The sequence below is a fragment of the Thiovibrio sp. Mzg5 genome (genome assembly GCF_055379285.1).
The window spans coordinates 2,055,349-2,077,743 of record NZ_AP022872.1; the positions used below are offsets into that span (position 1 = coordinate 2,055,349).

The 22,395-nt window shown below is 59.8% G+C and carries 21 protein-coding genes; 11 read left to right on the forward strand and 10 right to left on the reverse strand.

Annotated elements, in window-relative coordinates; translation table 11 throughout:
- Positions 1–195: 195 nt before the first annotated feature.
- Both ACZ46D_RS09425 and ACZ46D_RS09430 read left to right on the forward strand, forming a co-directional pair.
- Positions 196–1,128 (forward strand): radical SAM protein, encoded by a 933-nt coding sequence (locus tag ACZ46D_RS09425; protein ID WP_464927184.1) that lies wholly within the window; start codon positions 196–198, stop codon positions 1,126–1,128.
- Positions 1,097–3,076 carry an Rne/Rng family ribonuclease gene (locus ACZ46D_RS09430; protein ID WP_464927185.1) on the forward strand — a complete coding sequence of 660 codons (1,980 nt, stop codon included), beginning with the start codon at positions 1,097–1,099 and terminating at the stop codon, positions 3,074–3,076. The genes ACZ46D_RS09425 and ACZ46D_RS09430 overlap by 32 nt, the downstream gene beginning before the upstream one ends.
- 220 nt (positions 3,077–3,296) lie before the next feature.
- On the opposite strand, the gene mltG is transcribed toward ACZ46D_RS09430, so the two are convergent.
- Together mltG and lon are read right to left on the reverse strand one after the other, a co-directional pair.
- A complete protein-coding gene (gene mltG / locus ACZ46D_RS09435) occupies positions 3,297–4,352 on the reverse strand; it encodes an endolytic transglycosylase MltG (RefSeq protein WP_464927186.1) in 1,056 nt (351 codons plus the stop codon).
- An 86-nt stretch (positions 4,353–4,438) separates the two neighbouring features.
- Entirely contained in the window at positions 4,439–6,796 is a 2,358-nt protein-coding gene (gene lon / locus ACZ46D_RS09440) for an endopeptidase La (RefSeq protein WP_464929280.1), read from the reverse strand.
- A gap of 282 nt (positions 6,797–7,078) precedes the next feature.
- Here lon and ACZ46D_RS09445 point away from each other — a divergent pair, with 282 nt between their 5' ends.
- Positions 7,079–7,876 (forward strand): LbetaH domain-containing protein, encoded by a 798-nt coding sequence (locus ACZ46D_RS09445; RefSeq protein WP_464927187.1) that lies wholly within the window; start codon positions 7,079–7,081, stop codon positions 7,874–7,876.
- Here ACZ46D_RS09445 and ACZ46D_RS09450 read toward each other — a convergent pair.
- Positions 7,873–8,169 carry a hypothetical protein gene (locus ACZ46D_RS09450; RefSeq protein ID WP_464927188.1) on the reverse strand — a complete coding sequence of 99 codons (297 nt, stop codon included), beginning with the start codon at positions 8,167–8,169 and terminating at the stop codon, positions 7,873–7,875. The genes ACZ46D_RS09445 and ACZ46D_RS09450 overlap by 4 nt on opposite strands.
- Positions 8,170–8,247: 78 nt before the next feature.
- On the opposite strand from ACZ46D_RS09450, the gene ACZ46D_RS09455 reads away from it, so the two are divergent.
- Positions 8,248–9,309 carry a hypothetical protein gene (locus ACZ46D_RS09455; RefSeq protein ID WP_464927189.1) on the forward strand — a complete coding sequence of 354 codons (1,062 nt, stop codon included), beginning with the start codon at positions 8,248–8,250 and terminating at the stop codon, positions 9,307–9,309.
- 7 nt (positions 9,310–9,316) lie between these two features.
- Here the strand turns inward: ACZ46D_RS09455 and ACZ46D_RS09460 are convergent, their stop codons facing one another.
- Positions 9,317–9,763 carry a universal stress protein gene (locus ACZ46D_RS09460; RefSeq protein WP_464927190.1) on the reverse strand — a complete coding sequence of 149 codons (447 nt, stop codon included), beginning with the start codon at positions 9,761–9,763 and terminating at the stop codon, positions 9,317–9,319.
- Between the two features lie 161 nt (positions 9,764–9,924).
- Between ACZ46D_RS09460 and ACZ46D_RS09465 the strand changes: the two genes are divergently transcribed.
- The 6 genes from ACZ46D_RS09465 (at position 9,925) to ACZ46D_RS09490 (ending at position 15,277) form a co-directional block, all read left to right on the forward strand.
- Positions 9,925–11,895, forward strand: coding sequence for an ATP-dependent DNA helicase (locus tag ACZ46D_RS09465; protein WP_464927191.1), 1,971 nt, complete (start codon positions 9,925–9,927; stop codon positions 11,893–11,895).
- A complete protein-coding gene (locus ACZ46D_RS09470; protein WP_464927192.1) occupies positions 11,892–12,872 on the forward strand; it encodes a polyprenyl synthetase family protein in 981 nt (326 codons plus the stop codon). The genes ACZ46D_RS09465 and ACZ46D_RS09470 overlap by 4 nt, the downstream gene beginning before the upstream one ends.
- Positions 12,873–12,874: 2 nt before the next feature.
- The gene (locus tag ACZ46D_RS09475; protein WP_464927193.1) at positions 12,875–13,843 is read left to right on the forward strand and encodes a divergent polysaccharide deacetylase family protein; all 969 of its coding nucleotides are present in this window, start codon (positions 12,875–12,877) and stop codon (positions 13,841–13,843) included.
- Between the two features lie 11 nt (positions 13,844–13,854).
- Entirely contained in the window at positions 13,855–14,667 is an 813-nt protein-coding gene (locus ACZ46D_RS09480; RefSeq protein WP_464927194.1) for an SAM hydrolase/SAM-dependent halogenase family protein, read from the forward strand.
- A gap of 72 nt (positions 14,668–14,739) precedes the next feature.
- Positions 14,740–15,027, forward strand: a complete 288-nt coding sequence (locus ACZ46D_RS09485) for an ArsR/SmtB family transcription factor (protein WP_464927195.1) — start codon at positions 14,740–14,742, stop codon at positions 15,025–15,027.
- Positions 15,028–15,058: 31 nt separating this feature from the next.
- Positions 15,059–15,277 (forward strand): YgaP family membrane protein, encoded by a 219-nt coding sequence (locus ACZ46D_RS09490; protein ID WP_464927196.1) that lies wholly within the window; start codon positions 15,059–15,061, stop codon positions 15,275–15,277.
- 11 nt (positions 15,278–15,288) lie between these two features.
- On the opposite strand, the gene bioD is transcribed toward ACZ46D_RS09490, so the two are convergent.
- The 6 genes from bioD to gmd are packed head-to-tail and all read right to left on the reverse strand — an operon-like array spanning position 15,289 to position 20,737.
- A complete protein-coding gene (bioD, locus tag ACZ46D_RS09495; RefSeq protein WP_464927197.1) occupies positions 15,289–15,978 on the reverse strand; it encodes a dethiobiotin synthase in 690 nt (229 codons plus the stop codon).
- The gene (locus ACZ46D_RS09500) at positions 15,975–16,772 is read right to left on the reverse strand and encodes a methyltransferase domain-containing protein (RefSeq protein WP_464927198.1); all 798 of its coding nucleotides are present in this window, start codon (positions 16,770–16,772) and stop codon (positions 15,975–15,977) included. Before ACZ46D_RS09500 ends, bioD begins: the two co-directional genes overlap by 4 nt.
- Positions 16,765–17,442, reverse strand: a complete 678-nt coding sequence (locus tag ACZ46D_RS09505) for an alpha/beta fold hydrolase (protein WP_464927199.1) — start codon at positions 17,440–17,442, stop codon at positions 16,765–16,767. The genes ACZ46D_RS09500 and ACZ46D_RS09505 overlap by 8 nt, the downstream gene beginning before the upstream one ends.
- Positions 17,443–17,483: 41 nt before the next feature.
- Positions 17,484–18,665 carry a DegT/DnrJ/EryC1/StrS family aminotransferase gene (locus ACZ46D_RS09510; protein ID WP_464927200.1) on the reverse strand — a complete coding sequence of 394 codons (1,182 nt, stop codon included), beginning with the start codon at positions 18,663–18,665 and terminating at the stop codon, positions 17,484–17,486.
- Complete coding sequence (locus ACZ46D_RS09515; RefSeq protein WP_464927201.1) at positions 18,662–19,591, reverse strand: GDP-L-fucose synthase family protein; 930 nt, start codon at positions 19,589–19,591, stop codon at positions 18,662–18,664. Before ACZ46D_RS09515 ends, ACZ46D_RS09510 begins: the two co-directional genes overlap by 4 nt.
- Before the next feature lie 18 nt (positions 19,592–19,609).
- The gene (gene gmd / locus ACZ46D_RS09520) at positions 19,610–20,737 is read right to left on the reverse strand and encodes a GDP-mannose 4,6-dehydratase (protein WP_464927202.1); all 1,128 of its coding nucleotides are present in this window, start codon (positions 20,735–20,737) and stop codon (positions 19,610–19,612) included.
- 197 nt (positions 20,738–20,934) lie between these two features.
- Between gmd and ACZ46D_RS09525 the strand changes: the two genes are divergently transcribed.
- Complete coding sequence (locus tag ACZ46D_RS09525; RefSeq protein ID WP_464927203.1) at positions 20,935–22,392, forward strand: dihydrolipoyl dehydrogenase family protein; 1,458 nt, start codon at positions 20,935–20,937, stop codon at positions 22,390–22,392.
- Positions 22,393–22,395 lie beyond the last annotated feature (3 nt).

Below are 22,395 nucleotides of genomic sequence, written 5' to 3' on the forward strand. Positions count from 1 at the left end.
TAAATACTAGCAGGCCGCCGTCTTCTGTCAAGGCAAAAGTCTCCTGGGGCCAAATTTGGCTTGCCAAGAGCAGCAGATTGCTTTACTTTGGCCATTAATGAAGAAGGCTTCCTACCAGCGGAGGGAAATACTCCTGCGACCCTTGACGCTCAGACCTCTATCCTCAGCCGTTTCGCCTCGGACCCGTAAAACTCCATGAAATATGTATTTGGCCCGGTCAATTCCCGCCGTCTGGGAATTTCACAAGGCATTGATCTCGTCCCCCCCAAGATATGCAATTTCAACTGCATCTATTGCGAGATCGGCGCCACCACCACCCACACCTGTACCCGCAAGGAGTATATCCCGCTCCCCGAGCTGCTGGCGGAGATCGACATGGTGCTGGCCGACCGGGAACTCATGGCCCACCTTGATGTTTTTACCATCACCGCCAGCGGGGAGCCCACCCTGCACAGCGGCATCGGCCAGGTAATCCGCTACCTCAAGGAAAAGTCCGACAAGCCGGTGGTGGTCCTGACCAACGGCTCCCTGCTCCATCTCCCGGAAGTGCGCCAGGACCTGATGGCAGCGGATATCGTCATCCCCTCCCTTGATTCGGCCAGGGAGGAAAGCTACCGCCGCATCAACCGGCCAGCCGCCTGCTCACCCCTGGCCGAGTTGATCGAAGGACTCATTACCTTTCGGAAGGAATTTTCCGGAAAATTCTGGCTGGAAATCCTCCTGGCCAGTAAGATCAACGACAGCCCCGAGGACATCGCCGCCCTCGTTGCCGCAGTGGAAAAAATCAGGCCGGACAAGGTGCAGCTCAACACCGTGGCCCGGCCGCCCCTGGAAAGTTTCGCCAAGCCCCTGACCCAGGCGGAACTGGAAGGTGTGGCTCGGCAGATTCCGGGGGAGGTGGAGATTCTGGTTGACTTCACCACCCGGGATCGGGAAAAATTCCGCAACCTTTCCGAAGACGAAATTATCGAAATGCTAAAAAGAAGACCCTGCACGACCAACGATGTCAGCGAGGCCCTCAATCTGGACCCGGACACCACGCAGAGCATCTTACAACAATTGGCCGCCAGCGGCCGCATCATAGAGACGACACACGATGACAAACAATACTACCAAACCAGCAGATGAACGGCCAAACGGCCAAGGCAGCGAAAACAACGGGGAAGAGCGCTCAATCCTCTCGCGGGTGAGCAAATGGTTGAAGAAACCAGGCAAACCGGGCGAAGAAGAAGGCCAGGCCTCCCGCCAGGCAGCCCCGGCTTCAGGCCCGGCAGAGTCCGCGCCGGCTTCCGGCGGAGCCCCCCGGCCCGAGGGTGAATCAGCCTCCCCCACGGGTGGCAGACCCCGCCGCCGCAAAAGACCGCCCCGGAGACGGGGGAAATCCACCCGCCCGGAAGGCCAGCAGGCAGAGCCAACCGCCGAGGGGGAGCAACCCGTCCTGCCCCCGGCCGCAACAATAACAAAAGAGAAGAGTGCCGCCCCGGCCAGACCACCGCGGCAGCGCCCGCCCCGGCCCCGGAAAGAGGCGGAACACGGCAAGGAAGTCGCCACCAAGCCCGCCGAAAGCAGACCGGTGGCCAAGGGCGATACCACCCTGAAGCTGTTGATCAACACCGATGAACCGGAAGAATGCCGTCTGGTTCTGCTGGAAGGCGGCAGGGTGGAATCCTTTTACGTGGAAACCGTCAGCCAGGCGCAGACCAAGGGCAACATCTACAAGGGGAGGGTCACCGCAGTGGAGGCCAACTTGCAGGCAGCCTTTGTCGATTACGGCACGGAAAAAAACGGTTTTCTGCCCTTCGGCGACATCCATCCCGAATATTACGCCAACGAGGTTGCCGCGGACACCCACTGGAAGGATCTGCCCATCCAGGATGTCTTGAGCAAGGGGCAGGAGGTGCTGGTTGAGGTGGTCAAGGAGGCCACCGGCAACAAGGGCGCGACCCTGACCACCTATCTCTCCCTGCCGGGACGGTACCTGGTGCTCATGCCCGGCAGCGACAGCACCGGGATTTCCCGCAAGATCGAGTCCGAGGAAGAACGCAACAAGCTGCGGGAGATGATAGAAAGCGTCAGCATCCCCGAAGGCATCGGCTACATCGTCCGCACCGCCAGCCAGGAGATCACCAAAACCGCGCTGGCCCAGGATGTCCGCTACCTGCTCAACCTCTGGAAGGAAATCAAAAAGAAGGGCCAGACCGAGAAGGCCCCGGCCCTGCTGCACAAGGAGCAGAACATCGTCTCCCGTTTCCTGCGCGACCATTTCACCTCCGAGATCACGGAGATCCTGGTCGACGCCGACGAGGCCCTGGCCCAGGTCAACAACTTCCTCGAGCTGCTGCCCGCGGCCCAGCGCAAATCAACCGTGGCCAAGCTGCACAAGGGCATCCAGCCCCTGTTCCATCAATACCATGTGGAAAAACAGATCGAGCAGATCTACCAGCCCACCGTACCCCTGCCCTCCGGCGGCTCCATTGTCATCAATCCCACCGAGGCCCTGGTCGCCATTGATGTCAATTCCGGCCGCACCGGCAAGGACAAGAGCTTTGAAGACGCCATCTTTCTCGCCAACATGGAGGCGGCCGAGGAATTGTCGCGCCAGCTGAGGCTCCGCGATCTCGGCGGCCTCATCGTCGTGGATTTCATTGACATGCGCGATTCCAAACACATCCGCGAGGTGGAAAAAAAGGTCCGCGACTGCATGAAGCGCGACAAGGCCAAGGTGGATTTCTCCAAGATTTCCAAATTCGGCCTCATGCAGATCTCCCGGCAGAAGATGGCCGCCCCGGTGTCGGTGGGCAGCTACCGGCTCTGCCCCCATTGTCAGGGACGAGGCATGGTCCGTTCCGTGGAAACCCAGGCTCTGGTGCATATCAGGCATATCCAGACCGGGGTGACCAGAAAGGAGATCAAGCGGGTAGTTTGCCGTTTGCCCATGGAGGTTGCCCACTACATCCTGAACAAAAAACGTCAGGATCTGATGGAGCTGGAGCAGGAACATCAGGTCGAGATCAGTATTATTCCGGAAGCGACCATGCCGCCCAACGAGAGCAAGATCGATTTCCTCAAGGAATAGCCTTCACCGCCGAGGCGCATGCCACTGGGATGCGCCTCGGCTCTGCAATACGCACTCCCTCTCCCGCCTGCAGCCCTCGAAGCAACCACACACGAAACGCGAAAAACCGAATTGCCCAACTCTCCATTTGCCTGAGGAACTTGGCGAAAGAAAGCCGCGACCATGCCTCAATAGCTGCATCTGCTACCGGCGTTTCCGCCAAATCATCGGCTCGATGGAATCAGCGATTGTTTCCGCGCTTCTGATACTTGCAGACAGCCCGGTTATGCTCGGCCAGATCGCGGGAAAAATAATGGGTCCCGTCATTTTTTGAAACGAAATAGAGATAGGATTCCGAGGCGGGGTGCAGCACTGCGGCAATGGCGGCGCGGCCCGGATTGGCGATGGGGCCCGGAGGCAGGCCGTTGATCAGATAGGTGTTGTACGGGGTTGCTGTTTCCAAGTCTTTCCGGGTGAGATTGCCGTCAAAATCGGCGATGCCGTAGATCACGGTGGGATCGGTCTGCAACCGCATCCTCTGCCGCAAACGATTTAAAAAGACCTGGGCGATGAGGGGCCGCTCTTCCGGGGCGGCGGTTTCCTTTTCCACGATGGAAGCCAAGGTAAGCACCTCATGGGGAGAAAGACCCAGGGGGTTGTTGCTTAAATCGCCCAGCTCCTGCCGCACCTGGATGCCCCGTTCAACCATGAGGTCGATGATCTCCCTCGGGTTCTGGCCGCGCACCAGCTGATAGGTGTCCGGAAATAGGTAGCCCTCCAGGCTTGTGGCCTGCACCCCGTGCCGGGCAATAATCTCCGGATCGCGCACCAGTTCGAGAAAAAGCTCCCGCTCCCCCCAGCCGCCCTGGGCCAGGATATCGGCAAGCTGATAGATGCTGGCGCCTTCGGGGATGGTGACCGACCAGCGCAGGGTGGAGCCGGTCGCAAGGATACGGAGAATTTGATACGGGGTTTGCCCGGGGCTGAAGAGATACTCCCCTGCCTGCAACCGCTGGCTGAGTCGGGAGACCCTGGCGAGACAATAAAATCCGCGCCCCGGCGGGATCACCCCGTTTTCGGCAAGAATCTTTTCTATCCCGGCAAGGCTTGTTTTGGGAGGAATCAGGACCTGCAGATTGGCCCCGGCGATGCTCACCGGGGTTACGGCATAGGACCAAAGCCAGAGCCCGAACCCGGCCGCGCCCAGAAAGGCAAAGGCACAGAGCCAGGCAACAAGGCGCAGGATGATACTGGGCCGGTGTTGGCTTTTTTTGCGGAACCCCCTTGCCTGGCCCAAAAACGTCGTCTCCTGCGTATTTTTACAAGCGGCGCTTGCCCCCGCACAAACGGCGGAGACAAGCGCGCTACGAGTTTCTTCTTACCTCAATCCGTAAAAATTATGGAAAGAATCCGATCCATATTCTTCACCGGCACAAATTTGATCTTCTTGCGGAGATCCTCAGGAATCTCCACCAGATCCTTCTTATTCTGTTCCGGGATGATCACGGTGGTGATCCCGGCCCGCAGAGCGGCCAGGGCCTTCTCCTTGAGGCCGCCGATGGGCAGCACCCGGCCCCGCAAGGTGATCTCCCCGGTCATGGCCACATCCTGGCGCACCTTTTTCCGGGAAAGCGCCGAATACATCGCGGTGGCGATGGTCACCCCGGCGGACGGGCCGTCCTTGGGGATGGCACCGGCCGGCACATGCACGTGGATGTCGATCTCCTCGAAGTAATTGTCGGCAAGCTTGAGCTTCTTGATCCGGGAGCGGCAGAAGCTTAAGGCGGCCTGGGCCGATTCCTTCATCACCTCACCCAACTGGCCGGTCATGGTCAGGTTGCCACGGCCCTTCAAGATGGAAATCTCGATATAGAGGATCTCTCCGCCCACCTCGGTCCAGGCAAGGCCGGTGGCCATGCCCGGCTGGTCGATGATCTCGGTTTCCGACTCAGGCGTGTACTTGGGCGGGCCGAGATACTTGCTTAAGGTCCGGTCCGTGAGGGGGAACGGCCCCTTGTTGCCTTCTGCCACCTTACGGGCATTTTTCCGGCAGATGGTGCCGATCTCCCGTTCCAGGTTTCGCACCCCCGCTTCCCTGGTATAATTGCTGATGATCTTGCCCAGCACCACATCGTCGAACTGGACATGCTTGGAGGTGATGCCATTCTCCTCAATTTGCCGGGGCACCAGATAGCGGCGGGCGATCTCGATCTTCTCTTCCAGAGTGTAGCCGGCCAGACGGATTACCTCCATCCGGTCGTAGAGCGGGGCGGGGATGGTATCCGCCATGTTGGCGGTGGTGATAAACATGACCTTGGAAAGATCAAAGGGCATATTGAGGTAATGATCAGTGAAATCCGTGTTCTGGGCCGGGTCCAACACCTCCAGCAAGGCGGAGGAGGGGTCGCCCCGGTAGTCGGCGCCGACCTTGTCGATCTCGTCGAACATGAAGACCGGGTTGTTGGCCCCCACAGTTTTCAATCCCTGGATGATCCGCCCCGGCATGGCGCCGATATAGGTGCGGCGATGGCCGCGGATCTCGGCTTCATCGTGCATGCCGCCCAGGGAAAGACGATGAAATTTGCGCCCCATGGCCCGGGCGATGGATTGCCCCAACGATGTTTTGCCCACCCCGGGGGGGCCGACAAAACAGAGGATCGGCCCTTTGGTCGTCTTGTTGAGCGAGCGCACGGCCAGGTATTCGAGGATGCGTTCCTTGACCTTTTCCAACCCGTAATGATCCTCGTCCAGCACCGCCTTGGCGACCTTGAGATCAATTCGATCCTTGGTGCCCTTGCGCCAGGGCAGGTCTAAAATCCAGTCGATATAGGTTCGGACAATGGAGGCCTCGGAGGCATCGGGATGCATGGTCTCCAGCCTTTTCAGCTGTTTGGTCGCCTCTTTCTTGACCTCGGGCGGCATCCGGCATTTGGCCAGTTTGTCCCGCAGCTCATCCATCTCCTGGGAACGATCGTCGATATCGCCCAGCTCTTTTTTCAAGGCCTGCAACTGCTCGCGCAGGTAATATTCCCGCTGAGTGCGGCTCATCTCCTCCTTGGCCTCGGACTGGATCTTGGCCTGCATGGTGGAGACTTCCAGCTCTTTTTGCAGGTACTCGGCCACCTTTTTCAACCGCAGGGCCGGGTCAAAGGTTTCCAGCACCGACTGGGACTCGGAAACCCGCAACTGCAGGTTGGAGACCACCAGATCGGCAAGCCTCCCCGGCTCCTCCACGTTGTTCAAGATAACCATGAGGTCGGAAGACATGATGCCCTTGAGCGAGAGAATCTTCTCCGTCTGCTCACGGACATTGCGCATCAGCGCCTCCATCTCCACCGAGACCTCTTCCTGCTCTTCATCCTCGATCAGCTCGATCCGGGCGATATGGTGGGGCTCTTCCTGAACAAAGGAGACGACCCGCGCCTTGCGCAGGGCCTGAACCAGCACCTTGAGGCGGCCGTCGGGCAGCTTGAGGGTGCGCATGATCATGCAGACCATGCCCACCTCATACATATCCTCGGATTGCGGCTCGTCCAGGGAGGCGTCCTTCTGGGTAACGAGCATGAGGAGCTTGTCTTTGCTCATGGCGTCGTTGACCGCACCCACCGAAGCAGGCCGCCCGACAAAGAGGGGGATGATCATATAATTGAAGATAACCACATCACGCACCGCCATGAGCGGCAATTCTCCGGGGATCTCCTGCCCTTCGGAATCATGAAAATCGTTCAACTCTGAGGTCATGGAATCATTAATATCCACAACATGCCTCCAGGTTATATTTTATCGGCAAACCGGCCTTGCCGGAAAGAACAAGGGTTTAAGTGTGGTGGCAACATAAGCACCCCTCTCCGTGAAGTCAAGACGATATCCGCAGGCGGCACCAGTCCTGAAATATGCTTGAAGAAATCGATGTTTTGCACCATAGTAGGCCTGCAACCGGCAGAACGTCCAGCCCGGGACAAAGACATCATTTATATAATCATGCCATGACGGCAAACAAAAAACAACCGGCAACCGATCCCGATGAACCTTACAAACGCTTCTTTTTTTGATCTGAGCCGCTATGCCCACGCCTCTCTTTTCGTGGCGGAGGAATACCCCTGGCAGGCACTGGCCCGGCTGAAGAACTATCTGGCGGAATACCCCTGGCCGCAAATAGCCTGGCCGCAGACCCCGGGCCCGCTCCCGGCTACCTTGGTTCTCCACGAAACGATGCTGATGGAGGCCGGAGATTGCACCATCGAATTCGGCGATGCCACCAAGGGCAAACTCAAGGTGTTCAAGAACGGCACGCTGCTCGAAGGGGCCAGCGTTCTCATGGCCGGGGTGGTGTTGGCCGGCGGGCCGCTCAGTATCGGTAAGGGGGTGTTGGTTGAATCCGGGGCCTTTATCAAGGGGCCGGTGATCATCGGCGACCAGAGCGAGATCCGGCAGGGCGCCTATCTCCGCGGCCATTGCCTGGTGGGGGCCCGTTGCGTGGTCGGTCATGTCACCGAGGTCAAGCATGCCATCTTCCTCGACGATGCCAAGGCCGGCCATTTCGCCTATCTGGGCGACAGCATCCTGGGCAACGAGGTGAACCTGGGGGCGGGCACCAAGCTGGCCAACCTGCGCTTCACCGGCGGGGACGTCCTGGTAAAAACCCCGGACGGCCCCATCAGTTCGGGGTTGCGCAAGTTCGGGGCAATATTTGGCGACAAGGCCCAGACCGGCTGCAACGCGGTGACCAATCCCGGCACGGTGCTTGGCAGAAAATCCATTGTCCTGCCCAACACCACCGCGCCTTCCGGCTGGCACACCAACAACTCGCTGATCCGCTAAACAGCCCCGTTTATCTCAAAAAAGTGGGCAAGCCCGAGGATAAACTCCAGGCAAATGGCCACCGCGAGAAAGAGGCGCAGCGTTCTGCTGAACGGCAACCGGTCCTTGACCAACCGCTGCAGAACAGCAACAATCACCAGCGTGGCACCCAAGTTGATCGGCGCCACGGACAGCACATGGATCAAGGTTTCCACCAGTGAATGCATGACCCGCCCGGGAAAATACCGGACACTGGCCAGCAGATAGACGACAACCAGGATAGCCAGGGAAATCCGCTCCCGTATTCTTTGCATGCGCAGCCTGTTTTTAAATTTTTTTCAGATGATCCCCAACCCGGGGAGAATTTCGGCCCATTGTAACAGGAATTACAAATGACACAATCGCTCACCGCCCTTTTTTCTCCGGAAACCAGCCCCCATCCCGCGGACCTGCAACCCTTCCGCCTCCTGTGCGACGCGCTCTTTTTTTATGCCTTGCCGGGCAAGGCCGAACAACAGGACCCGGGGACAGGATACACGCCGGTGCGTCTTTCCGGAGACGAAGAGGCCCGTTTTCAATCCCTGGCCAAGGAACTCAAGGGCCATGAGGCTGAATTCCATGGCGGACTCCTGGCCTCTCTTTCTGCCGGTCATGGTGACCGGGACGAGGCCTCGGTGGGATCGCTGGCCTCTCGCCTGCGTTCCGGCGCAAAACCTGCCGATCCTCAGAAGGCTGAAAACGAAATACTCTGGCAGGCCATGCTCAGCCTGAAACTGGCGGAGATGTTCCGGGAAGAGGAACGGGAAATAGCCCAGGGGTTCCTGGCCATCTCGGGCAAAGAGGCCGAACTTTTTGCCGCTATCCGGGGCGAAGAGACAGAAGCGGAAGAGGAGGACGAGGAAGAAGCACAGGCCCTGCGGGAGCTTGCCGCAGCCAGGCCGCCGGGCGGGCCAACGCTCAACCTAACCCGACTGGCCAAGGCCTGGGGTCATCTCTACCTCCGCGATGCACGAGCAGCTGAATTCCCCCTGCTGGTCACGACCCACGAAGAACTCCAGGGCTTGCTCGCCGAGACTTACCAGGCTCTCACCGATAGGCTCCCCAGGCAGCTGGTCAGTCTCGCCCTGCCGACCCAGACAGAGAGCGAGGAAGATGGTGGGCTGGCGAAAAAATTCAGAGCGGCCACCGGGGCGCCCAGAGAGCATTTCAACGGGATGCTGCTCGAAGTTGCCGCAAGCGCAACGATCTCAGCCGAGCGGCTGACGGCACTGCAGGGGGCGGGAAACGACCTGAACCGGGCAGCCCTTCCTTTCCTGAAAGGCAGCCCCAGCGAAAAGGCCATCAGCTTTTACGCCTACGAGGGAACCTCGCTTGGCGATCTTTTTGCCAGCCTCTGCGGCGAACCGCTGAAAACCACGGGAACCGCCACCGGGCTTCTCGCGGTTCTGAGCTGATTGCCCCTTATCGGTAAGGGTTGATGGTCAGCACCGGGCAGGGCGCGGTCTTGACGATCTTCTCGGCCACGCTGCCGAAGAGAATCTTGTCCAATCCCTTGTAGCCATGGGTGCCCATGACAATCATGTCCGCCTTCTCTTCCCCGGCAAAGCGATTGATCTCCTCGACCACATCGCCGACCAGGACCGCCGAGGTATGCGGCACAGAACCATTGAGGGTTTCCGCCGCGAAACTCTTCATTTTTTCCTTGGCGCTCTTGACCATCTCTTCCTCAAGCTGGATGATGGGGATATGGGGCACGAAAAAACCGGAATAATCGTCAAAGCTCTGCACCACAAAAACAACAATCAGCTCCGCCTTGAATCTGCCGGCAACGTCTGCGGCAGTACGGAGAACCTTCTGCGAATTCTCTGAAAAATCCACGGGAACCAGGATTTTTTTAATTTCTTTCATTTCCCCTCCTTATGGTATAGATGTCAAGCTTTAGCCACGATCGCGACTTGGGCCGAACCAGGACGCGTTATCTTCTCTCCATGATCAGGCTAGCAGAATGCTTTTCCCCTTGTCAACAGGAGAGACACCCCCCTTGAATCCGCACGCAGAGTAAAAGCCCGATGTCCACTTCCCTGTCCGAGGCCATGGCCGATATCTTTGCTGCAGACGGCATCCTGGCCCAAAGGCTGCCCGGCTACGAATCGCGCCCGAGCCAATTGCGCATGGCCGAAGCCATTGCTGCCATCCTGGAGCTGTCGGAAGAAGAAAAGCCGGGCCAGCCGGGGATGCTGGCGGTCGAGGCTGGCACCGGCACCGGCAAGACCTTGGCCTACCTGGTCCCGGCCATCTTGAGCGGCCAAAAGGTGGTGGTTTCCACCAACACCCTGAACCTCCAGGACCAGATTCTCACCAAGGAAATTCCCTTCATCAAAAAACACCTGGCCCCGCGGCTGAACGCCCTCTGCATCAAGGGCAGACAGAACTACCTCTGCCTCTACCGCTGGCAGCAATTCCTCGTCTCACCCCAGCGCCATATCCTGGCCGACGACCGCGACGCCCAACGGGTCGTCGACTGGCTGGAAGAAACCGAAACCGGCGACCGGAGCGAACTCTCCTGGCTGGCGGACAATGCCCCGCTCTGGCAGGCAATCACCGCCTCGGCCAGCCAATGCCTGGGCTCCAACTGCCCGGACGGGTCCTCCTGCTTTATCACCCGGCTGCGCAAAAAGGCAGGCCAAGCCCAGCTGCTGGTGGTCAACCACCACCTCTTCTTTTCCGACCTGGCCCTGCGCCGTTTCGGACATGCCGAGGTCCTGCCCCGCTACGAATCGGTGATCTTCGACGAGGCCCACCATCTGGAAGGGGTGGCAACCCAGTACTTCGGCACCTCCTTCAGCCATTATCAGGTGATCGATCTGGTCAAGGATCTGGAGACCGCGGCCCAGGCCGATCTGGTCGGCCGCGCCAAGGAAGGGGTGGTGCAGACCGCTCGAGCACTGGCCAAGCAGATCGATCTCTTTGCCGAGCTCTTCCCCAGGGAACGGGGCCGCTTTTCCCTGTTGCAGTTCATCGAGCGTTTCCCGGGCTGGGAGGAAGAGCGGCAGCGGTTCGCCGACCAGATCAAGGGCTTGTGCAATCAACTGACCAAGGCGGCCATGGGCGGGGAATCCTGGTTGGGCATGCAGCGGCGGGCGGAGGAGATGCTCGCTGCCTTCACCACCATCACCGAGGCGCAGGACCCCTCCGCGGTTTACTGGTACGAGCGGCGGGAGAAAACCGTGGCCCTCTCCGCCTCGCCCATCGACATCGCCGACGAGCTGCAGGACTTTCTCTACGCCCAGACCCGCAACGTGATCTTCACCTCGGCTACGCTTACCACGGACAACACCTTCAGCTATTTTTTCAGCCGCCTCGGCCTGCCTTCCGACACCCCGACCCTGACCCTGGCCACCCCCTTTGATTACGAAAAGCGCACCCTGTTGTTCGTGCCGGGCAAAGGGTTTCCAGAGCCTGCGGACCGGGAGTTCCCGGCGGCAACCCAGCGCCTGATGCAGGAGCTGACCCTGGCCGCCAATGGCCGCACCCTGCTGCTGTTCACCAGCATCAGCGCCATGCGCGGTGCCCACGAGGTTCTTCTCGCCCGGTTGCCCTTTCCCGTGCTGATGCAGGGGGAGGCGCCCAAGGCCAAGCTGCTGGAACAGTTCCGGGACCAGACCCATTCGGTGCTGCTGGCAGTGGCCAGCTTCTGGGAGGGGGTGGATGTGGTGGGCGAATCGCTCAGCTGCGTGATCATCGACAAACTTCCGTTTGAAGTCCCCTCGGACCCTGTTATTATGGCCCGCATGGAACGGATCAAAAATGAGGGCGGCAACCCCTTCTACGATTTCCAGATCCCCCGCGCCATCCTGACCCTGCGCCAAGGCGTAGGCCGGTTGATGCGCAGCTCCACCGATCGGGGGGTCCTGGCCATCTGCGATGTCCGCCTCTTTACCAAGCAGTACGGCAGACTCTTCCTGAAAAGCCTGCCCCAGAGCCCGATCTGCCGCGAACTCGGGGCGGTGCGGGATTTTTTCCAGGAGGAAAGATCATGAACAACGGTGAGCTGCTTGCGGTATTTAAAGAAAAGTCCGTGGCGATCGACGCGGTAATGGAACAGGACCTGGCCATCATCGAAAGCCCGCTCCTGGCCCAGATCATCCGCCATGCCATCTTCCAGGGCGGCAAGCGCATCCGCCCCCTGCTCACCCTGCTGGCCGCAAGCCTGGTCGGAACGCCGCCCGCCGACACGGCGCGGTTGGCCATTTCCTTTGAGTATCTCCACGCGGCCAGCCTCTTGCACGATGATGTCATCGACCATGCCACCCTGCGGCGGGGTGCGGAAACCGCCAACACCATCTGGGGCATGGAGCCGGTTATCCTGGCCGGAGATTATCTGCATGCCCATGCCATGGCCCTGGCCAGCGAGGTGGGTGGCCCCGCGGCCATGGCCCTGATCGGCGGGGCGACCGCGGCCATGGTCGAGTCGGAATTTATGCAGATGCACAACGCCCAAGAGATCCTCATCTCCGAGGAAAAATATTTTCAGGTTCTGATGGGCAAAACCGCCGCCCTCATTGCCGCGGCCTGCGAGGCGGGCATTGGTCACAACCAGGGCTCTCCTGAGCAACGGCTCGCCCTGCGCACCTATGGGACCAACCTGGGGTTGGCCTTCCAGATCGTGGACGACCTGCTGGATTATCTCGGCGACCCGGCAAAAACCGGCAAGGCAGTGGGCAACGATTTTCAGGAGGGCAAGATGACCCTGCCCCTGATCAAAAGCCTTGCGCGGGCAACAGTCGAGGATCGCGAGACCCTGATCGGACTGCTCAAGGCAACGCCACAGGAACGCAGCCGGCAACTGGCCTTGGCCCACACCATCATAGAAAAATATCAGGGCTTTTCCTTGGCCAGGGCGCAGGCTGAGTCGCTGCTCAAAGAAGCCCTGGCCGGGCTTGCCATCTTTGGCGAAGCGCCGGCAAAAGAGCCCCTGACCGGTCTGGCCCATTATGTCCTGAGCCGGGACAAGTAAGCATGTCTCAGGTTCCCCCGAAAAAACCCGCCCGGAAAACCGCCAAAAAGAAAGGAGCACGCCGCTTTGGCCTCTTCTGCCTCTTTCTCTTTGTGGCCGCGACCCTGGCCGCCGGATTCTATTTCATGGTGCTCTATCCAGGCAAACCGCCGCAAGGCCCGCTGCCCCTGCTGAGCGGGCAATCCAAGAACAAGCCCCTGCCCCGGGAGGCCGAATCGCTGCCTGCCCCGCTCTACGAAGAACCTGCCCTGCCCCACCAGGCACCACCGGTTGCAACCCGCCCCAAGAAGGCGGCGAAAAGGCCTCTTACCGGCCTGCCCCTTGTGGCCATCGTCATCGACGATATGGGTTACCGGCAGAACACCGGCAAGGCCCTCCTCGCCCTGGATCTGCCCCTCTCCTTCGCCTTCCTGCCCTTCACCCCCTTTTCCGAAGAGCTGCAACAGGAGGCCCAGTCCAAGGGGCGCGACATCCTCCTCCACCTGCCCCTTGAGCCCGTGGACCCAAAATGGAATCCCGGTCAAGGCGCGCTCACCACGGCCATGGACGCGAAAACCATGACCTCCCTCTTCTCCGCTGACCTGCAAGCGGTTCCCAAAGCCATTGGGATCAGCAACCACATGGGTTCCCGCTTCACCGCCAACCCACAGGCCATGCGGACCCTGCTGACCCTGGTGCGGACGCGCAACCTTTTTTTCCTAGACAGCGTGACTGCCTCCGAAAGCGTTGCCTATGATCTTGCCCTGGAGATGGGCGTCAAGGCGGAACGCCGCACCGTTTTTCTCGACAACGACCAGAACCCGGACAAGATCATGGCCCAGCTTGACCTCCTGGTCCGGCTCGCCGGGGAGCATGGCCAGGCCGTGGGCATCGGCCACCCCCACCCGGCCACGGTGGAGGCCCTGCGCCGGTACCAAACCCAGCTGCGCACCCGCACCGAGATGGTCGGGGTCTCCCGCCTTGTCCATTGAGGGGTGAAGCCATGCCTCCCATGATAACCCTGACCACGGATTTCGGCCTGGAGGATGAATACCTCGGCGTAATCAAAGGGGTCATTATCGGCCTGGCCCCGCAGGCGCGGCTCATCGACCTCTGCCACACCATCCGGCCCCAGGATATCCGGCAGGCCTCCTTTATTCTTCAGGCGGCAGCCCCGTATTTTCCAAAAGAGACCATCCATCTGGCCGTGGTCGATCCGGGAGTGGGCACGGATAGGCGGCTTCTGGCGGTCCGGGCCATGGGCCAGATTTTTCTGGGGCCGGACAACGGCATCCTCACCCCCTTGCTGCAGGACTATCTCTTTGCAGAGGCTATTGTCCTTGACTGCCCGCATCTTTACCGCCAGCCGCTGAGCACCACCTTCCATGGTCGCGATATTCTCGCCCCAGTCGCGGCAGCCCTGGCCAATGGCACCGGGCTCTCCTCCCTCGGCACCCAGGCGCTTAAGGAAAATCTTATAAAACTTGCATCCCCCACCTTGCAAATTGACCGGATTCATGGCAACATAGCCGGGTCCGTGATCCACATCGACCATTTCGGCAACCTGACCACGAATATCCACCAGGATGATCTTGCCGGGTTGACAGCTGATCCGGCTTCCATCCAGATCTTTCATAAGAAACAACAAGTGACCGGACTGGCCAGTGCTTACGCCTCGGGGGCAAACGGACAGGTTCTGGCGCTCATCGGCAGCCGCGGCTACCTTGAACTGGCCGTAACCAATGGAAATGCCGCCAGAATTCTTGGGGCAGAGGTGGATGATCCGGTACGGGTGACTCGAGGAAAGGAAGGGTAATCTTTTTCTGTTTACAGACAAGATGGCCCAGGATTAGAGTAGCAGCTTAACTTCAGGTAAGGAAACAGCTCCATGCATGACAACCATATCGAGGATATCGCCAAACTCCTCAAGACCATGTCGCACCCCATCCGCCTGAAGATTCTCTGCTTACTGCAGGACAAGGAAATGACCGTGGGCGATATCCACAAGGAAGTGCACACCACCAATGCCAATGTCTCCCAGCATCTCTCCATCCTCCGCAACCAGGGGATAATCGCCTACCGCAAGGATGCCAACTTCATCTTCAACCGGATCGCGGAAGGGAGGGTGACCGAATTGATCAAAACCATGCGGGAACTCTTCTGCCAGGTTCCCTGATTTCCGACCACACTACCAAGGAGATTCCCCCATGATCATCACGGACTGGGTTCATGTTGTTGCCGGCACCCTCATCCTGACCAGCCTGGCCTTGGGCACTTGGGTACACCCCTATTGGTATTTCTTCACCGCCTTTGTCGGGGCGAATCTCTTCCAGTACGGTTTCAGCAAGTTCTGCCCGCTGGCCACCATCCTCAAAAAACTCGGGGTGCCGGAAAGCCGCTCCATCCACGGTTGCGGCCAGAAGTAAGTCTCCCGCAATTACAGCCTCAACGCCTCGGCAATCGCCTTGCCAACCGGAACAAAATCTAACCGGGCCTGAGCAGGATCGCCACAACGCCGCAGGCGGCCAAAGACTTGCACCCGTCCCATTTCGGCGATGGTGCGCATATTGTCCTCCACCAGCAGATCATCTTCAGCAAGCGCGGCATCGGAAAACACTACCCCCAGAACCGGGATATCCCTGTGGCGCAGGGCATCCAGGGTCAGCAGGGTGTGGTTGATTGTGCCAAGGCCGCTCCTCGCCACAATCAGGGTGGGGATCCGCAACTCCTTCAACAAATCCACCAGCAGCAACTCCCGGTTGAGTGGCACCATCAGCCCACCAACCCCCTCGACAATGAGCAACTCATGGCGGGCTCGCATCTCCTGATAGCGGGCGCGGATCAAGGCCGGATCAACAACCACTCCTTGTTGCTCGGCAGCGAGGTGGGGTGAGGCGGGCAGAGCAAAATGATAGACCACCTGACTGCTGACCAGCTCCAGCTCAAGGGGAAGACCCGCCATGCGCAGGCAGGCTGCCAAATCAGCAGGCGGAGATTCCGGCCCGGTGGCCACCCATTTCTGGTAACCGGCATCGCTCCCGTTTCTTCGCAAAAAATCAAGGAGCAACCCGCAGACATGGGTCTTGCCCACATTGGTGTCCGTGCCAGCCACAAAGATCGCACTCATTTCTCACCCCTGACGACAAAGGCCTGATAGGTGGCAGGATACCCGCCATGGATTGCCTGAAACCAGGCATCCAGCCGGTGCAGCCGCCCCCGGGTTAACGCCCCAGGCAGCTGGCCGCCGCCGGTGCCGGTCTTGCGGATATGGTCCAGCAAGGCAAGAAGCGACCCATAGTTTCTCACCTTGACCTCTTCCTGCACGACAAAGCGCGGGAAAATCCCCCGGAGCATGTCCTGGAGTTTTTCCCCGGAGGGAAAGCCATGGGGCGGCAAGCGCACCTCCTGGCCAAAGACCTCACTCAATCCCTGGGCCAGCTCGCTGAAGGTCCGGGGGCCGAACAGCACCCCAACAAAACGACCTTGGTCGGAGAGCAACCGGCCGATTTGCCCCAGGGCCGCCCCGAGGTCATCAAACCATTGCAGGGTGGAATTGGCACAGATCAAATCAAAGGTGGTGGAGCAGGCGGCCAGAAACCGTTCCCCATCCTCGCAGAGCACGGAGACATTGCCCTTGTCTCCCAGCCGTTTTCTGGCCAAGTGCACCATGCCTTCGGCAAAATCCAGGGCAGTGATCCGCGCCTCCGGGTAGCGTTCGGCAAGCAGGGCGGTGAAACATCCGGTGCCGCAGCCGATCTCCAGGATGCGCCCGACACCTTCGCTACGCTCCGACCCGCTGCCCTCGGGAAGCTCTCGCAATAAGCGGGTCGCCAGCTCCTTCTGCACCTCGGCATGGGCGTCATAGGTTCCGGCGGCGCGGGAAAACCGTTGCCGGATTCTTTGTTTCCTGGATTCACTCACCTGGGGCAAACTCCCGGTCGAGAAAAAGGGCGTGTCCGCCATGTTCGATGATGGTGGTGCGGGCTCCTGGGATCACGGCCTGCTCCGCCACCGGCGCGATGATATCCCGCCGCCCGTGCCAACAGAAAACCGGGCATGGCGGGACTTGGGCAGGAAGACGCCATTGGGCCAGATAGTCGAGGCCCCGGCCAAGAACCTGCACGTTGAGGGATGCCATGAGCGCCTCCTGTTGTTCCGCCACAAAACGCCGCGATTCTTTTTTGTAGCCCAGCAGGCTTTTCCGGTAAAAATCCCGCATAAATTCCACGGGATCGGTCGCAAGGCTCTGGCGGATGGCGATGATCTCCGAGGACGGCCAGGAAGCCCGCATGCCCAACAGGGTCAGGCTGGCCACTTTTTCAGGAAAGGCACAGGCAAAATCATAAGCCAGAAAGGCGCCCAGGGACCAGCCGACCAGTTGAATGGTTTCAAGATGGTGTTCGGTAAGAAACGTCAAAATCTCCGCCTGGGCAGTGGCCGGGTCCAGCGGGACAGCCGGTCGTGCCCAGGGGTAGCACCTTTCCGCCAGATCCACCACCTGCCCGGAAAATCCCCAACCGGGCAGGAAAAGGACCGGGTTTTTTTTGTCCGGCAAGGACTCTTGCGGGGGAGCGGACCAGATTATTTTCATAATGGCAACGGAGGCCTGTTGGGGCAAGAAACCAGGGCCCTTCAACCGGGTAATTTTCTGAGCGCCTCGCCGAGAAGCGCAAACTGTTCATCCAACGGATAATGGTGATTGCCGATGAAAAGACCGTTGCGGTCAATCCAGTCCGCCTGGGCAAGAGCGCCGTGGTTCGTGGCATCGAGCCAGCGCACCGCCTCGCAGCGGGCAAAATTACCCGCCACGATGGGACGGCACTCAATCCCGTGGCTGTCCAGGGTCCGGACCACATCCTCCCGGGAAAACCCCGCCTCCTCCCGCACCACCAGACTGAAGCCAAACCAGCTGCTTGCCCCGATCTCGCGCTGGACCTGAAACTGCGGGAAGGGTTCCATGAGGCGGAGGAATTTGGCACCATTCTCCCGGCGCACCTTTACGAACTCCGGGAGCTTGCGGATCTGGGTCGTCCCCAGGGCGCCGCTGAGTTCGAGAGGACGCACGTTGTAGCCGGGCAGCACGAAACGGAAAGACTCCTCGAAAGGATTATCCCCCTTCACGCCGCAGACCTTGTTCACCTTGGGCAGATTCCTGGTCCAGCCGTGGGCCCGGAGACTGAGCAGGATATGAAACAATTCCTCGTCATCGGTGAGGATCATCCCCCCTTCCATGGTGGAGATGTGGTGGCTGAAAAACGAGCTGAAACTGCCCATGAGGCCGAAGGTTCCGGCCATCTTCCCGTCAAAGGCCGCACCCATGGACTCGCAGTTGTCCTCGATGAGGATAACGCCCTTGCCCGCCAGGATCGTCTGAATCGCGGCGAAATCGTTGGGATTCCCCAGGAGATTGACGGCCATGACCAGCCTGGTCCGCTCGTTTACGGCGTCGGCAAGCTGGGCAAGGTCATAGTTCAGGGTGGCAGGATCGATATCCACAAACTTCAGTTTCAAGCCGTACTGATGCAGAGGAAAATAGGTGGTGCTCCAGGAAACCGCGGGCACAATGACCTCATCCCCAGCCGCCAGCCGCTCTGCCTTGTTTTCCCGGTAAAAGAGGGCGGCCACCATGAGCAGGTTCGCCGAGGAGCCGGAATTGACCATAACGCAGAAGCGCGAACCGAAATGGCGGGCAAACTCCTGCTCAAAGCCAGCGACATGCTCGCCCATGGAAAATCTGCCGGATTGAACAACCTGGGCCATGGCCTCATATTCCGCCTCGTCCCAGGAGGTACATGCCAAGGGATATCTGCTCATGCTTGGTGCTCCTGCTGTTGCAAGTAATAGTCGTACGCCTGCCCGATGCCTTGCTTAAGCGAGGTTTGGGCGGTCCAGCCCCAGGCAGCAGCCCGTGCCACATCGACGAGTTTGCGCTGCATGCCCACGGGCTTGGCCAGATTGTGCACAAAGGTGCCCCGGAAACCGACCACCTCGGCAACCGTCCGGTAATATTCAAGGATGGTGCAATCCTGCCCTATCCCCACGTTCATCATCTCCGGCAGGGTGTCATACGAACACACCGCCCTGACCAGGCAATCGGCCAGGTCGCCGGCATACATGAACTCCCGCCGGGCAAGGCCGTCGCCCCAGATTTCCACCGTCTCCCGGTTCTCCTCTTTGGCCCGGTACATCTTGTGGATAACCGCCGGGATAAGATGGGAGCTGGCCGGGTCGAAATTGTCATGACGGCCGTAGAGGTTGCAGGGAATCAGGGTTTTATAGGCATAGCCGCTGTCTTCTCGGGCGATGTACTGGCAGAGGCGGGCCGTGGCGATCTTGGCCAGGGCATAGCCTTCGTTGGTCGGCTCCAGCTCCCCTTGAAGGATCATCTCCTCCCGCAGGGGATTGGCGGCGTTGCGCGGATACATGCAGGAGCTGCCGAGATTGATAAGGCGGGGCGCACCCTGTTGGCGCGCTGCCCAAACCAGATTGCGGCCCATGTCGAGATTATCGAGAAAAAAACGGACCGGCTCCCGCACATTCGCCTCGATCCCCCCAACCCGGCCCGCCGCGTGGATGATCACCTCGGGCCGGTGGGCGGCGAGATACTGGGCGACCTGGCCGTAATCGAGCAGGTTGAGCGCACGGCTGGAGGGGGCCAAAATCTCGAACCCGTCCATTGCCGGATGCTCCCGGAAATTGCGCCCGACCAAGCCATTGCCGCCGGTTATCAGAACCTTCATCTTCATCGCCAAGGGAGGTTACGGCTGCTCGTGCCGGTTGAAAACCTTAAACCCGCTCTGCTGGCACATTTTATCCCGCCGGGCGATTTCAAGATCCTCGCGCACCATCTCGGTTACCAGTTGGGCAAAGGTGATCTTCGGGAACCAGCCCAATTTTTCCTTGGCCTTAGTCGGGTCGCCCAGCAGGGTTTCCACCTCCGTGGGCCGGAAGTAGCGAGCATCCACCCGGACAATGACCTGCCCCACCGTGAATCCAGTGCCTTCCGGGGCATCGGCCAGCGAAGCCACGATGCCGATCTCTTCAACCCCTTCACCCTCCCAGCGGAGCCGAACCCCAAGCTCCCCGGCCGCCACCTCGACAAACTCCCGCACACTGTGCTGTTCGCCCGTGGCGATCACGAAATCCTCCGGGCTCTCCTGCTGGAGCATGAGCCACTGCATCTCGACGAAATCCTTAGCATGTCCCCAGTCCCGCAGGGCATTCATGTTGCCGAGATAGATGCAACTCTGCAGACCGACACCGATCCGGGCCAGGCCCCGGGTGATCTTTCTGGTGACAAAGGTTTCGCCGCGGATCGGGGATTCGTGGTTGAAAAGAATCCCGTTGCAGCCATAGATCCCATAGGCCTCCCGGTAATTCACCGTTATCCAGTAGGCATAGAGCTTGGCCACCGCGTAGGGGGACCGGGGGTAAAACGGGGTGGTTTCCCGCTGCGGGGTCTCCTGCACCTTGCCGAACAGCTCCGAGGTCGAGGCCTGATAGAATCTGGTCTTTTTCTCCAGCCCCAAGATTCGGATCGCCTCCAGAATCCGCAAAGCGCCGAGGGCGTCCGAATCCGCGGTGTATTCCGGCTCCTCAAAAGAAACCGCCACATGACTCTGGGCAGCCAAGTTGTACACCTCATCGGGCTGCACCTTCTGGATGATCCGGATCAGGCTGCTGGAATCGGTCATATCGCCGTGATGCAGGATAAAGGCGACGTTTGTTTCATGGGGGTCCTGAAAGATATGGTCGATGCGGTCCGTATTAAAGAGCGAGGTCCGCCGTTTCAGGCCATGGACCTCGTAGCCTTTTTCCAGAAGAAATTCCGCCAGATAGGCGCCGTCCTGCCCTGTCACCCCGGTAATCAATGCTTTTTTCTTCATCTTCGCTCCTGATGCACCCCGCTGCAAGCCCAGTTGATTTTGCCTTGGCCTGGCGGCAGAATAATGCTGTATACTTATCCCGAATCCATAGCGCGCACGCTGCTCGCCGTATCTATTCTGGGGCACATCCTACTATGGAAGGAGCAAATTCTCAAGCCAACGCTGCCATAAACCAGACAAGACGGAGAAAAAACAGCATGGCCAACTACGATTATGACCTTGGCATCATCGGCGGCGGCGCCGCAGGGCTCACGGTGGCCTCCGGCGCGGCGCAACTCGGGGCCAAGACCTTGCTGGTGGAAAAAGAAACGGAGCTGGGCGGAGATTGCCTCCACTACGGCTGCGTGCCGAGCAAAACCCTGCTCAAAACCGCCCATGTCTATCACCTCATGAAAAACGGGCCGCGATTCGGCCTGCCGGCCATTACCCCACCCGGGGTGGATTTCCGGCAGGTTGCCGCCCGGATCAGGTCGGTGATAGATGCCATTCAGGAGCATGATTCGGTGGCGCGGTTTTGCAAACTCGGCGCCAGGGTCGAATTCGGCAACCCGGTATTCACCGACGAACACGCCGTTACTCTGGGCGGCAAAACCATCTCCGCCCGTGCCTGGGTCATCGCCACCGGCTCGTCCCCGGAAATTCCTCCCATCGAAGGCCTGGCGACCACCCCCTATCTGACCAACCGCGATCTCTTCTCGCTGGAGACACTGCCCGCCTCGCTGATCATCCTCGGCTGCGGCCCCATTGGGGTGGAGATGGCGCAGGCCTTCTGCCGCCTGGGCACCAAGGTAACGGTGATCCAGCGCAGCGGCCAGATATTAAGCAAGGAAGATCGGGACATGACAGAAATCGTCCAGCAAGCGCTGGAGGAGGAAGGCGTCACCTTTTTGCTGAACACCACGGTGGTCCGGGTGGGGGATCTGGGAAGGGAGCGGGAGGTGGTGGTGAAAAATGCGGCGGGCGAGACCGTGACCCTCCGGGGCAAGGCGATCCTGGTCGCCCAAGGCCGCTCCGCCAACTCGGCCGGCCTTGGTCTCGAAAAAATCGGCATCCCTTTCGATCATAAAGGGCTCACCGTGGACAGCCATCTGCGGACCAGCCACCGCCATATCTATGGAGCCGGCGACGTCATCGGCGGCTACCAATTCACCCATGTTGCCGGGTATGAAGGCAGTGTGGTGTTGAGTAATGCCGTGTTTCATCTGCCCAAAAAAGCCGATTACAGCCTGGTGCCATGGTGCACCTATACCCAGCCAGGCCTCGCCAGCATCGGCCTGAACGAAAATCGCGCCCAAAAAGCCGGGATCGACTACACGGTCTGGAGCGAGGAGTTCAGCAATAACGACCGACGATTGGCCGAGGGAGAAAGTGTCGGGAGGATCAAGCTGCTGCTGGACCGCAGGGAGCGGCCGCTCGGCGTGCAGATTCTCGGCCCCCAGGCCGGGGAGCTTCTGGGCGAGTGGGTGGCGGTGATGAACGGCGGGGTGGGACTGGCTAAGATTGCCTCGGCCATCCACCCCTACCCTACCTTGGGCGAGATCAACAAACGGGTGGCAGGCGCGGTTTTTGCCAAAAAGCTTTTCTCCGCACCGGTGCGCAAGGGGCTCCGATTTTTTTTCGGCCTCAGAGGCCGCGCCTGCGGAGAGGGGAAATAATCC

Excerpts from the sequence above, each read along its gene's own strand:
- ACZ46D_RS09470 (WP_464927192.1), top strand. The coding sequence starts at position 11,892 with ATGAACAACGGTGAGCTGCTTGCGGTATTTAAAGAAAAGTCCGTGGCG.
- ACZ46D_RS09425 (WP_464927184.1), top strand. The coding sequence starts at position 196 with ATGAAATATGTATTTGGCCCGGTCAATTCCCGCCGTCTGGGAATTTCA.
- ACZ46D_RS09430 (WP_464927185.1), top strand. The coding sequence starts at position 1,097 with ATGACAAACAATACTACCAAACCAGCAGATGAACGGCCAAACGGCCAA.
- ACZ46D_RS09475 (WP_464927193.1), top strand. The coding sequence starts at position 12,875 with ATGTCTCAGGTTCCCCCGAAAAAACCCGCCCGGAAAACCGCCAAAAAG.
- ACZ46D_RS09480 (WP_464927194.1), top strand. The coding sequence starts at position 13,855 with ATGCCTCCCATGATAACCCTGACCACGGATTTCGGCCTGGAGGATGAA.
- ACZ46D_RS09525 (WP_464927203.1), top strand. The coding sequence starts at position 20,935 with ATGGCCAACTACGATTATGACCTTGGCATCATCGGCGGCGGCGCCGCA.
- ACZ46D_RS09455 (WP_464927189.1), top strand. The coding sequence starts at position 8,248 with ATGACACAATCGCTCACCGCCCTTTTTTCTCCGGAAACCAGCCCCCAT.
- bioD (WP_464927197.1), bottom strand. The coding sequence starts at position 15,978 with ATGAGTGCGATCTTTGTGGCTGGCACGGACACCAATGTGGGCAAGACC.
- ACZ46D_RS09490 (WP_464927196.1), top strand. The coding sequence starts at position 15,059 with ATGATCATCACGGACTGGGTTCATGTTGTTGCCGGCACCCTCATCCTG.
- ACZ46D_RS09515 (WP_464927201.1), bottom strand. The coding sequence starts at position 19,591 with ATGAAGGTTCTGATAACCGGCGGCAATGGCTTGGTCGGGCGCAATTTC.
- ACZ46D_RS09445 (WP_464927187.1), top strand. The coding sequence starts at position 7,079 with ATGAACCTTACAAACGCTTCTTTTTTTGATCTGAGCCGCTATGCCCAC.
- ACZ46D_RS09505 (WP_464927199.1), bottom strand. The coding sequence starts at position 17,442 with ATGAAAATAATCTGGTCCGCTCCCCCGCAAGAGTCCTTGCCGGACAAA.
- ACZ46D_RS09460 (WP_464927190.1), bottom strand. The coding sequence starts at position 9,763 with ATGAAAGAAATTAAAAAAATCCTGGTTCCCGTGGATTTTTCAGAGAAT.
- ACZ46D_RS09510 (WP_464927200.1), bottom strand. The coding sequence starts at position 18,665 with ATGAGCAGATATCCCTTGGCATGTACCTCCTGGGACGAGGCGGAATAT.
- ACZ46D_RS09465 (WP_464927191.1), top strand. The coding sequence starts at position 9,925 with ATGTCCACTTCCCTGTCCGAGGCCATGGCCGATATCTTTGCTGCAGAC.
- lon (WP_464929280.1), bottom strand. The coding sequence starts at position 6,796 with ATGACCTCAGAGTTGAACGATTTTCATGATTCCGAAGGGCAGGAGATC.
- gmd (WP_464927202.1), bottom strand. The coding sequence starts at position 20,737 with ATGAAGAAAAAAGCATTGATTACCGGGGTGACAGGGCAGGACGGCGCC.
- ACZ46D_RS09485 (WP_464927195.1), top strand. The coding sequence starts at position 14,740 with ATGCATGACAACCATATCGAGGATATCGCCAAACTCCTCAAGACCATG.
- ACZ46D_RS09450 (WP_464927188.1), bottom strand. The coding sequence starts at position 8,169 with ATGCAAAGAATACGGGAGCGGATTTCCCTGGCTATCCTGGTTGTCGTC.